General features: G+C 67.2%; 12 protein-coding genes and 2 pseudogenes. 2 read left to right on the top strand and 12 right to left on the bottom strand.

Going from position 1 to position 11,002, the window contains the following annotated elements:
- The 12 genes and pseudogenes from JJL56_RS31985 to JJL56_RS32040 all read right to left on the bottom strand — a co-directional run.
- Positions 1 to 370: pseudogene (locus tag JJL56_RS31985) on the bottom strand (transposase); the annotation flags it as partial.
- 341 nt (positions 371 to 711) lie between these two features.
- Entirely contained in the window at positions 712 to 1,728 is a 1,017-nt protein-coding gene (locus tag JJL56_RS31990) for an IS110 family RNA-guided transposase (RefSeq protein WP_200487814.1), read from the bottom strand.
- Between the two features lie 76 nt (positions 1,729 to 1,804).
- Complete coding sequence (locus tag JJL56_RS31995) at positions 1,805 to 3,439, bottom strand: NAD(P)-binding protein (RefSeq protein WP_200487815.1); 1,635 nt, start codon at positions 3,437 to 3,439, stop codon at positions 1,805 to 1,807.
- On the bottom strand, positions 3,439 to 4,446 hold the full coding sequence (locus tag JJL56_RS32000; RefSeq protein ID WP_200487816.1) for a thiamine pyrophosphate-dependent enzyme: 1,008 nt from the start codon (positions 4,444 to 4,446) through the stop codon (positions 3,439 to 3,441). The genes JJL56_RS31995 and JJL56_RS32000 overlap by 1 nt, the downstream gene beginning before the upstream one ends.
- A gap of 11 nt (positions 4,447 to 4,457) precedes the next feature.
- On the bottom strand, positions 4,458 to 5,705 hold the full coding sequence (locus tag JJL56_RS32005; RefSeq protein ID WP_200487817.1) for a hypothetical protein: 1,248 nt from the start codon (positions 5,703 to 5,705) through the stop codon (positions 4,458 to 4,460).
- Positions 5,706 to 5,723: 18 nt separating this feature from the next.
- Positions 5,724 to 6,281: a 2-oxoacid:acceptor oxidoreductase family protein gene (locus tag JJL56_RS32010; protein WP_200487818.1), complete on the bottom strand. Its 558-nt coding sequence runs from the start codon at positions 6,279 to 6,281 to the stop codon at positions 5,724 to 5,726.
- A gap of 312 nt (positions 6,282 to 6,593) precedes the next feature.
- Positions 6,594 to 6,800, bottom strand: coding sequence for a hypothetical protein (locus JJL56_RS32015; protein ID WP_200487819.1), 207 nt, complete (start codon positions 6,798 to 6,800; stop codon positions 6,594 to 6,596).
- Positions 6,801 to 6,840: 40 nt separating this feature from the next.
- Positions 6,841 to 8,028 carry a thiolase family protein gene (locus JJL56_RS32020; protein ID WP_200487820.1) on the bottom strand — a complete coding sequence of 396 codons (1,188 nt, stop codon included), beginning with the start codon at positions 8,026 to 8,028 and terminating at the stop codon, positions 6,841 to 6,843.
- Between the two features lie 90 nt (positions 8,029 to 8,118).
- A complete protein-coding gene (locus JJL56_RS32025; protein WP_200487821.1) occupies positions 8,119 to 8,346 on the bottom strand; it encodes a hypothetical protein in 228 nt (75 codons plus the stop codon).
- Between the two features lie 179 nt (positions 8,347 to 8,525).
- The gene (locus JJL56_RS32030; protein WP_200487822.1) at positions 8,526 to 9,821 is read right to left on the bottom strand and encodes a hypothetical protein; all 1,296 of its coding nucleotides are present in this window, start codon (positions 9,819 to 9,821) and stop codon (positions 8,526 to 8,528) included.
- Positions 9,806 to 10,042 (bottom strand): thioredoxin family protein, encoded by a 237-nt coding sequence (locus tag JJL56_RS32035; RefSeq protein WP_200487823.1) that lies wholly within the window; start codon positions 10,040 to 10,042, stop codon positions 9,806 to 9,808. The genes JJL56_RS32030 and JJL56_RS32035 overlap by 16 nt, the downstream gene beginning before the upstream one ends.
- A 52-nt stretch (positions 10,043 to 10,094) precedes the next feature.
- Positions 10,095 to 10,418: a permease gene (locus JJL56_RS32040; RefSeq protein ID WP_200487824.1), complete on the bottom strand. Its 324-nt coding sequence runs from the start codon at positions 10,416 to 10,418 to the stop codon at positions 10,095 to 10,097.
- 38 nt (positions 10,419 to 10,456) lie between these two features.
- On the opposite strand from JJL56_RS32040, the pseudogene tnpA (JJL56_RS34170) reads away from it, so the two are divergent.
- Positions 10,457 to 10,603, top strand: a pseudogene (gene tnpA, locus JJL56_RS34170) (IS66 family insertion sequence element accessory protein TnpA); the annotation flags it as partial.
- Between the two features lie 45 nt (positions 10,604 to 10,648).
- Positions 10,649 to 11,002: IS66-like element accessory protein TnpA (gene tnpA, locus JJL56_RS32045; protein WP_200487825.1), on the top strand; the 354-nt coding region annotated here is incomplete at its 3' end.

Here is an 11,002-nt window from a genome sequence, read left to right on the forward strand (position 1 = left end):
CGGCTGATGGAAACCAGCTTGCACTGCCGGGTGATCGACAACCGCGGATGCTCCGGCTCGATCAGCTCCCGCCTCCGGCCGACGCTCATCGACCGGAGGCCTTGCGCATAAAATCGCGTTCCACGACCAGTTGGCCGATCATGGCATGCAGCTTCTCCACCTCACCCTGATGCGAGGCCTCGGCCGCCTCCGCCTTGCCGGAGAACACCCCGGCCATCCCCTCGATGGCCTGCTTCTTCCAGGCGTTGATCAGCGTCTGGTGCACTCCGTGCTTGGCCACGAGTTGCGACACCGTCAGCTCGCCCCGGATCGCCTCCAGCGCCACCTTCGCCTTGAACTCCGCCGAATACCGATTCCGTTTCCCCGTCATCGGGTCCGTCCTTCCTGATGGGCGAACCAAGCTTATCCAACTGTCCGGGGAACGGGGACCATGTGTGGACGGCCCTCTCGGCGCAAGAGGAGAATTCGTGTTGACGGTTGGTCGGGTGCATCCATGTGTCCGGCCTGTTGTCGCGACCTCTGGCCGCTGGCCTTGATGAAGTCCGCGGATCAACGCCCAAATCACCTCAGCGCGCTCCTCAGCGCGCTCCCGGGCGCTTGGTCCCCGTGGGTTTGGTCGATCCCCGGTCTGACCGGTTCGTCATCACGTCTCACCACCCTTACGCCATCTGCCTCGGCAGCGCCTTGGTTTGCTGCCGAGCCGAACGTCGTCTATGCGGCAGTGGGCGTCGTGTAGGTCCCGCCGCGCGTCAGCACCGCCCAGGCGATGCGCGCGGTTTTGTTGGCCAGGGCGACGGCGGCGAGTTTGGCGGGCTTGCGCTCCAGCAGCTTCGCCGCCCAGCATCGAGCCGCGTTGTCTTGGCGCGCCAACCGCATGACCGCCGTGGCGCCAACGACCAGCAGGCGGCGGAGGTAGCCGTCGCCCTGCTTGCTGATGCCGACCTGGCGCTCTTTGCCGCCGCTGCTGTGCGCCTTCGGCGTCAGGCCGAGCCATGCGGCGAACTGCCGGCCGGACCGGAATAGTGAGCCGTCCGGCACCGCCGCGGCGATCGCGCTGGCGGTGATCGGCCCGATGCCGGGGATCGTCGCCAAACGGCGGCTGACGTCGCTGGCGCGATGCCACTCCAGAATGCGCGCCTCCAACCGGTCGATTTCCTCGCCGAGCAGGCGGAGCTGATCGACGAGGCCGTGCAGCGCCCGTCGCGCCAGTTCCGGCAGACGATCCTGCGCCTCGTGCAGCGCCTCGATGGCGGCTTTCGTCCCGCTTGGGCCTTTGGCCGCGATGATGCCGAATTCCGCGAGGTGACCGCGCAAGGCGTTGATCAGCATCGTCCGCTGCCGAACCAGCAGGTCACGGGTCTTGTGCAGCATCAAGGCAGCCTGCTGATCGACGGTCTTGACGGCCACGAAGCGCATCGTCGGTCGGGTCACCGCCTCGCAGATCGCCTCGGCATCGGCGGCATCGGTTTTCCCCCGCTTCACATAGGGTTTGACGTAGGCAGGCGGCATCAGCTTCACCGTATGGCCCAGCGCCGCGATTTCCCGCGCCCAGTGGTGCGCCGTTCCACACGCTTCCATCCCCACCAGGCATGCCGGCAGGCCTTGGAAGAACTTCAGCACTTCGCCCCGTCGCAACTGCCGACGGACCAGAACCTCCCCGTCTCCGTCGATGCCATGAACCTGGAAAACATTTTTCGCCAGATCCAGACCGATCGTCGTCACGCCCATCGCTGGCTCCCATGAGGTGGTGTCTTCGACATCCAACGCTTTTCACCGGCATTCGGGAAAAGGGCCGTCCACCACATCACCTCACCTCCTCGACCATGTCGATCGCGCCACAGGGGCATTCGGCGGCGCACAGGCCACAGCCCTTGCAGAAGTCGTAGTTGAAACGGAATCGGTTGCCGGAGCCGAGCTTCACCACGGCGTTGTCGGGACACACGCCGAAGCAGTTGTCGCATTCGAAGCAGTTGCCGCAGCTGAGGCATCGACGGGCCTCGAACAGTGCGTTGCTTTCGTCGAGGCCACCTGTAACTTCGTCGAAGGTGGTGCGGCGGCGCAGGTCGTTGAGCACCGGCTGCACGGTGCGTGGCGCGTCCGTGTAGTACCAGGTGTTCAGACGCTCGAAGGTCGCGAGGGAGTGCTTCGGCGCAGGTTCGTACCGGGTGCCGCGCAGGTAAGCGTCGATGTGGCGGGCGGCCTTCTTGCCATGCCCGACGGCCACCGTCACCGTGCGCTCGGCGGGCACCATGTCGCCGCCGCAGAACAGGCCGGGGAAGCCGGTCTGGAGGTCGGGGCCGACGGCGATGGTGTGGTCCTTGTTGACGGAAACCCCAGGGACGTTCGTGATGACCGACGTGTCGACGTCCTGCCCCAGGGCGAGAATCAGCGTGTCACCCTCGATGGTCTCGAACTCGCCGGTCGGCTGGGGCCAGCCATCGGGGCCGAGCACCATCTTCTCGACGGTCAGCGTGCCCTCATCCATGGTCCTGATGGTGGAGAGCCAGCGCATGACGACGCCTTCCTCCAGCGCCTCCTCGACCTCGAAGGCGTGGGCGGGCATCATATCGCGCGTGCGGCGGTAGACGACCAGCGCCTCTTCGGCCCCCAGGCGCTTGGCGGTGCGAGCCACGTCGATGGCGGTGTTGCCGCCACCGTAGACCACCACGCGGCGGCCCAGCTTCGGGGGCTCGTCGGCTGTCTCCATCGAGCGCAGGACCGAGACGGCGTCCAGGATGCGCCCGGCTGAGACGGCGGGGATGTCCACGCGCTTGGCCAGATGCGCACCGATGGCGGCGAAGCAGGCTTCGTAGCCGCGCTCCGCCATCGTCTCGGGAATGTTATCGATCTTGGTGTTGAGCGTCAGCGTCACGCCCATGTCGAGGATGCGCTGCACCTCGGCATCCAGCACCTCGCGCGGGAGACGGTACTTCGGGATGCCGAAGCGCATCATGCCGCCGGGCTTGGGACCGGCATCCACCAGATCCACGCTGTGGCCCAGGCGCGTGAGGTGATAGGCGGCGGACAGGCCCGACGGGCCCGCGCCGATCACCAGCACCCTCTTGCCGGACCGGGCCGCGCCGACCGGCGCCCGCCACCCCTCGCGGATGGCGAGATCGCCAAGGAAGCGCTCGACCGCGTGGATGCTGATCGGCTGGTCAAGCCGGGCGCGGTTGCAGGCGTTCTCGCAGGTGTGATAGCAGGTGCGCCCCATGATGGCGGGCAGCGGGTTCTCCTCGACCAACTTTTCCCAGGCGGCACGGTAGTCGCCGCTTTCGGCGTGGAAGAGCCAGCCCTGGATGTTCTCCCCGGCCGGGCACTGGGCGTTGCAGGGTGGCAGGTGGTCGGCGTAGACCGGCTTCAGCGTGCGCCAGGACCCGGTGCGGTTGACGAGCGAGGAACCGACGTCGAGCGTGATGGCGAAGGGGCGTTTCTGCATCACACGGCCTCCTCGGCTCGAAGCAGGTTGAAGCGGCGGCAGTTGGCCTCGGCCATCGCCTGGAGCCGGGCGATCGCCTCGCCGCCGTGCGGGTTGTCGGGGTTGAAGAGATGGGCGAACCGCTTTTGCGGCTTCAGGTAGTCCGTCACCGGCACCTTGCGCCGGATGGGCCGCGAGGCGGTGACCTCGCCGTGCTCCGCCTCGAACAGCGGGAACAGTCCGCATTCCACAGCCAGCCGCGCCAGCTTGACGGTGTCATGGCTCGCCGAGCCCCAACCGAGCGGACACGGGACCATGATGTGGATGTAGCGCGCGCCGCGGATGCCCATGGCCTTGGTCACCTTGGCCTCGAGGTCGTGGAGATCGGCGACCGAAGCGGTGGCGACGTAGGGGATGTCGTGCGCCATGGCGATCCGCGGCACGCTCTTGCCGGTGCCAAAGACGTTGCCCGGCGCCTCGCCCACCGCGGGTGTGGTGGCGGTGCGCGCCGCCGGGGGCGTCGCGGAGGATCGCTGCACGCCCGTGTTCATGTAACCTTCATTATCGTAGCAGATATACAGCACGTCGTCGTTGCGCTCGAACATGCCGGACAGGCAGCCGAAGCCTATGTCGGTGGTGCCGCCGTCGCCGCCTTGGGCCACCACACGGACGTTGGGCTTGCCTTTGACGCGCATCGCCGCGGCCACCCCGGCGGCCACTGCGGCGGCGTTGCCGAACAGGGAGTGGAGCCACGGCACCTGCCAGGAGGATTCCGGGTAGGGCGTGGTGAACACCTCCAGGCAGCCAGTCGCGTTGACGCAAACAATGTTGCCCTGGGTGGCGCGCATCGCCGCGTCGATGGCGTAGCGCGCGCCCAGCGCCTCGCCGCAGCCCTGGCAGGCGCGGTGGCCGCTGGTCAGCGCGTTGGAGCGGTCGATAGAGGATTGGACGGTGCGTCTGGTCTCGTCCAGCAGGCGGTTGCCAACGGTCAGCGTGCCGGTCTGGTAGAACTTGACGGTCTGGGTCATCGTGTCCTCCCTTACAGCACACCGCCGGGGGTGACCCGGCGCAGCACGTTCTCGGCGATGGGACCGGCGCGGCGCGTCTCGGCGGCACGGGCCAGTTCGGCCTCGATCACGTCATGCTTGAGGTCGAGGAAGTGCACGTCGGTGTGCGGTTCGCCCTCTACCATGTCCACGAAGCGGGTGAGCGACGCCTGGGTAATGGGCCGCCCGCCCAGACCGGCGATGAGTGTGTAGACGCGCGTGCCGTGCCCGCGCAGCGCCATGCGGACGTGCGAGGCGAGAATGCCGCCCATGCCCACCGCCAACGCCTTCTCCAGCACCACGACGCGGCGAGCGTCGTAGAGGGCCGCGCGCACCTCCTCCAGCGGGAAGGGGCGGAAGGAGCAGATCGAGAGCGCGCCCACTTTGTGGCCATCGGCGCGCATCGCGTCCACCATGTCCTTGATCGTGCCGATCACCGAGCCCATGGCGACGACGATCGTCTCGGCGTCCTTGGTGCGGTAGGGGCGCACGAGCCCGCCGGACTCGCGCCCGAAGACCGCCTGGAACTCAGCCGCCAGAGCGGGGATCCGGTCGAGGGCCCGCATCTGCTTGTGGTGGGCGAGGTAGCGCACCTCCATGAAGGCGTCCGGCCCGACCATAGCCCCAATGGAAATGGGGGCGGCGGGGTCGATCACCTGCACCGGCTCGAAGGGCGGCAGGAAGGCGTCCACCTGCTCCTGCGTCGGCATGTCGACGCGCTCGACCGCGTGGGTCAGGATGAAGCCGTCGACGTTGACCATCACCGGGCAGGACAGTTCCTCAGCCAGCTTGAACGCCTGGATGTGCAGGTCTACGGCCTCCTGGTTGGTCTCGGCGAAGAGCATGATCCAACCGGCGTCGCGCACCGCCATGGCGTCGGAATGGTCGTTCCAGATGTTGATCGGTGCACCGATCGCCCGGTTGCCCAGCGTCATGACGATGGGCAGGCCAAGGCCGGAGGCGTTGTAGACCGCCTCCATCATGAACAGCAGGCCCTGGCTGGAGGTGGCGGTGTAGGCGCGCGCGCGCGCCGCGGAGGCGCCGATGGCTACCGACAGCGCGGCGAATTCGGACTCGACGTTCAGGTACTCGCAGTTGGTCAGGCACCCGTCGCGCACCAGTTCCGCCAGTCCTTCGACGATGTGGGTCTGCGGCGTGATGGGGTAGGCGCAGATGACCTCGGGACGACAGAGGGCGATAGCGTTCGCCATCGCCCGACTGCCTTCGATTTGCTTCAGCATGGCAAGTCCTCCCGCGGATCAGGCGAGGCAGTGTTCGTAGGCGGCGACGGCCGCCTTGGCGTTCGCTTCCCCGATGGCGCCGGGGAAAGTCTCGCGGATGGCGGCCAGCACAGACTCGATGCGGATCTGACCGGTGATGGCGGCGAAGCCGCCCAGGAGGGCGGCGTTGGGCACCGGGCGGCCGACATGCTGGCGGGCCAACTCGGTCGCCGGAACGCAGTGCGTGTGGCCGAATGGAAAGCGCTTCATAAAATCGGCGATGTGCAACTCCTCGAAGGTGCGTGAGGAGTTGATCAGCACGTAGCCCGTCTCCGGCAGTCCCTGAAAGACGTCCACCGAATGGAAGAGCGTGGGGTCCAGCACGATCAGCGCGTCGGGCGCGGAGACCGGCTCACGAGTGCGGATTTCCGTGTCGGCGATCCGGCAGAAGGAGACAACGGGAGCGCCCATCCGCTCCGACCCGAAGCTGGGAAAGGCCTGGGCGTGCCGACCTTCCTTGAAGGCGGCGACCGAGAGCATCTCGGCGGCCGTCACCGCGCCCTGTCCACCACGACCGTGTATGCGCACCTGGAACATGTGGCGAAACCTCCCCAGGCTGTGCGATTCTTATTCTGTTTGCTGAAAGTGTAGGGAAGGTCAGAAGCGCGCTCATTGATCCAGAGCAAACCTTCACCAATAGAATCGGCGACCATGCTGTTCTTCAAAAAATAGATAAATATTTAGCAAGTGGGCGCATGGCGAGTTGTAAGATCTTTTGTAACGCTCGCTGCGCCTCGACCATGGCAAACCAATCCGCCGATCGGTCTCCCGGCCCCACCGACGATGTGACAATGGGACAGCCGTCGCCAGCAGCACAGCGGCTGCCCCATCCACAATACCCGGACCCGGTCAGGCGCCGCCAATGGCCTCAATGATGAAACCGGTCCCACCGCAATTGATGCACGGCTTGCTGTCGATCTGACCGCTCCCGTGACACTTCGGGCAAACGTCCTCGCCAGTACCCGGTGTCCCCTCCGGTGCAGCGTCGCCCGGATTCATCGGCTTGCTTTCGCGATCCAAGCTGTGGAGTGGAGTTGATGGCTTTTCGTTGGTCATAGCGTTCCTCCTTGGGTCATCCCAACGTCATTGCTGGCGATCAGCCCATGCTCTCGAGGGCCAACGCGATGCCCTGGCCGCCGCCGATGCACAGAGTCACGACACCCCGCCGAAGACCGTCGCGGCGCATCGAGTGCAGCAGGCGGGTTGTCAGCACGGCGCCGGACGCGCCGATCGGGTGTCCGTGCGCGATGGCGCCGCCTTCGACGTTCACGACATCCTCGGGAAGACCGAGGTCACGCAACACGGCCAGGGTGATGGCGGCGAACGCCTCGTTGATCTCGATGCGCTCGATGTCGCCGACTGTCCATCCGGCGCGCTCGAGTGCCTGGCGCACGGCCGGAACGGGGCCAAGGCCGAACATGCCGGGCTCGACCGCACCGACACCATAGGAGACCAGCCGGGCCATCGGTTGCAACCCGTGAGTCTCAGCCCAGACTGCGTCGGCGACGATCATCGCCGCGGCACCACTGTTCAGGCCCGGTGCGCTGCCCGCGGTGATCGTTCCATCCGGACGAAAGGCGGGCTTCAGCTTGGCCAATGATTCCAGCGTGGTTTCCGGGCGGTTGTGCTCGTCCTTGCCGAACACGGTTGGCCCCTTGCGGCCGGGTATTTCGACGGGCAGGATCTCGGCGTCGAACAGCCCCGCAGCCTGCGCCTTCGCGAAGCGCTGTTGCGACCGCTCCGCCCACCGGTCCTGGTCGGCGCGGCTGATCTCCATCTTCTTCACGAGATCCTCAGTGTGCCAGCCGGAGTGCTGGCCGGAGAAGGCGTCGTTCAGCCCGTCGTAGAGCATGGCGTCGACGAGCTTGCCATCGCCCATCCGGTAGCCCCAGCGACCGCCAAGCGCAAGGTACGGCGCCAGATCCATGTTCTCCATGCCTCCAGCGAGGGCGCTGTCGACGAACCCCAGCATGACCTCCTGGGCCGCCGAGGCAATGGCCTGGGCGCCGGAGCCGCACACGCGGTTGACGGTCATCGCGGGCACCTCGACGGGCAAGCCCCCGTGGATCGCCGCCTGCCGGGCCGGATTCATCCGGACCCCGGCCTGGATGACGTTTCCCATGACCACCGTGTCGATGTCGCTGCCCTTCAGGCCCGAGCGGGCCAAGACCGCCCCGATGGCGGCCGCGCCGAGCTCGGGCGCCGGTGTCGCCTTGAGGGTGCCGCCGAACGTGCCGATCGCCGTGCGGACGGCGTTGCAGATGACCACGTTTCGATGCGCCATGGTGTTCCTCCTTCCCTGGGGGATTCTGGGGCCGAACCGAGAGGGCTCGCCCCCCGTTTGTCGACCTGCCGAAGGCAGGCCGCCGGGTGTCTAGCGCCACTCCTTGATCGTGTGGATGAGCATGAGCACGGTGTCCGGGCCACTCGCCGCCATATGTTCCGCGACCGCCTTCGGCACGCCGCACCTGGAACGTCCGACGCCGCTCATCACGCCGTCGGCCAAGCTCCCCGGACGACTCGACACGACGCGCCATGGCCCCGGCCAGACCGCCTTTGCGGCTCTGGCCTTGGCTTCCAGTGCGTCCAGATCGATGTGCATGGTCGCCCCCTTCGAAAATGCCGAGCGCCGCTTTCTGGTAGGTCCGTGTCGCCTCAGCCTGCGCCTGGTGGCGCGCGCAACGTCTTGAGACGGATCAAGGCATCTCGGAATCGCCAGGACATCCACTTTTGCCGCGCCGGGCGCGAGCGTCTTCCGTCACCCCGATGGGCGTCGGCGGCTCACGCGACCGCGAACACCGGCGCGAACCCGCCGCCCGGCGTGCGGAAGTTGGTGGTCTGGCCCTGATACAAGCGTGCCGCCGCGAGCAGCACCTCGCCCTCGTAGCTGTAGAGCCGAACGTCAGCCTTGAGCGGCGCGGCGGCATCGGCCGCGTTCGCGCGCTCGCCCGGCGGCGCAAAACGCTGCGCGACGTAGCCGCCCGCCGCGATCCGCGCCCAGACGCCCTTGGTCAGCTTGTCGCCCCGATAGGCGGCCTTGCTTCCATAGCCCCCGGCCGGTTTGAAGAACAGTTCACGGCGTCGCTGCCAAAGGTCGTCTGCGTTATCGGGCGTGACCTCGACCGTCGTCGGGACCGCATCCGCGAGCAGCGCCGCCGAGGCGGGATTCAGGCCCCACGACGCGAGCCGCGCCGGATCGGACAAGGCCAGCAGGTTCCGCTTATCGGCCAACAGCGCGTGCAGATGGGGGTTTGGTGTGACGACGACCGCGCCAGCCAGATAGGCGGCGCGTATGGCGGCGTGCTCCGGCCGCTCAAAGGCGAAATCGACGAGACGGTTGTAGACCAAATCGATCGGCCGCCCATCGGCCAGCAGCCGTCCGCCCGCATGGGACAGGCTGCGCGGGTCGGCGATCACCGCCGCCACGCCATGAGCCTCGAAGAGGCGGCGCGCCAGCAGGAACTCCGGGTACAGGAACTGGCTTCGCGGCTCGTCGTCGACGATGGCAACGCTCGCCGGGGCGCCGGTGCCCCGCTGGCGCCGCCACTCCGCTTCGAACATGCGCCAGACCGCATCGTCGAAGCCGCCGGGCGACGGCACGGCGTTCCCAGGCGCCGTTTCACCGCAGCAGGCCCACTGCGCGCGCGCCAGGAGTGCGTTGAGGAAGGCGCCTCCGGCGTTGGTGTTCACTTCGATCAGCTTCGGGCCGTCGGCCTCGAGGTGGAAGTCGTAGCCCATGAAGACGCCTGTCGGGCCCGGATTGAAGCGGGCGATCTCCGGCGCTCGGGCGAGTGCCGCCTCCACGTAGCCGGGCAGCCGCGCCGCCGCCTCAATGGCGCGGACCACTGCCCGCATGCGCTCCACATCCGCTGCCGCGACGAACATCGGCGCGGCGGAGAACAGGTGCGCGTGCGAGGTGGCCAGCGACTCCCACAGACCTGGCTCGCCCGCCTCCGCCTCCAGGACCCGCATCAGGGCTGCGCGATCCAGCGTAACGCAGCGGCAACTGCGGTTCAGTTCGGCGGTCAGCCCGCGCGCCCGGCGGATCGCGCTTTCCGGCATCACGCCGCCAGCCATTTCGCGATCGCCTCCGGCTTGGGGATGCCGCCCGCATGGACGACTTTCTCGTCGACGACCACGCCCGGCGTGCTCATCACGCCGTAGCCCATGATTGCGGCAATGTCGGTGACCTTTTCCACCTGGACCGCGACGCCCAGAGCGGCGGCCTTCTCCTCGATCAGCTTGGCGGTGGTGACGCAGTTCTTGCAGCCGGAGCCGAGCACCTTGACGATCTTCATGATGTCCTCCTTTTCCGAAGCTCCTTGTCCGGAGCATCCGGACGTTCGTGGTTCAGGTGAAGAGGATGTTGAGCAGATAGCCGACCAGCACAAAGGCGATGGTCAGGAAGCTGCCGAAGAAGGCCAGCATCTGGAGCTTGAGCACCTTGCGCAGCATGATGAACTCGGGCGGCGAGATGGCCACGACGCTCATCATGAAGGCAATCACGGTGCCGATTGGGACGGCTTTGGCGAGCAGGGCCTCAGCGACCGGTATGACCCCGGTGGCGTTCGAGTAGAGTGGTAGGCCCATGAGCACAGCCACGGGGACGGCGAACGGATTGTCGGCCGAGGGTAAGCGTTGCGTGACGACACATCCGACCTGAATCTGGTTCATGAAATAATCCGCTGGTCGCACATCAGCGGAGAAAGAGCATGTCGGGTCGGGAGTTGGAGAGTTATTGGCGCGGTCATGTCGAGGCCTGGAAGGACAGCGGGCTGACGTTGAAGGGCTATGCCGAGGCCCATGGGATCGGACGGTGGGCCTTGGGGCGGTGGTCGCGCCGCTTTGCCGCGGTGGAGGAGATGAGCGCTCCCGGTCATAGGGATAGTCCTGGTGCTGTCCCTATGACGGCGAGCGCTCCGCTGGTGATGGAGATCGTCGAGGCGGCTCCCCGTCGCCGGCGCTGGTCGCAGACGGCGAAAGAGCAACTGGTGGCGGAAACCTGCGAGCCGGGCGTGAGCGTGTCGCTGGTCGCACGCCGGCGCGGGGTCGATCCCAGCCTGCTGTTCCGCTGGCGCCGCCAGATGCTCACCCCAGCCAAGCCGCCGCCCCTCTTTGCGCCGGTGGAGGTGGCGGACACCACGCCGGTTCTCCCCTTCACCCCGTCACTCCCATCCGGTGCCGGCCTGATCGAGATCGAATTGGCCGGAGGACGCCGGTTGCGGGTCGGGCGGGACGTCGATGCCGAGGCGCTGCGC

Origin of the sequence: Azospirillum aestuarii, assembly GCF_016632405.1 — a bacterium.
In the GTDB taxonomy this organism is placed as follows: domain Bacteria; phylum Pseudomonadota; class Alphaproteobacteria; order Azospirillales; family Azospirillaceae; genus Azospirillum; species Azospirillum aestuarii.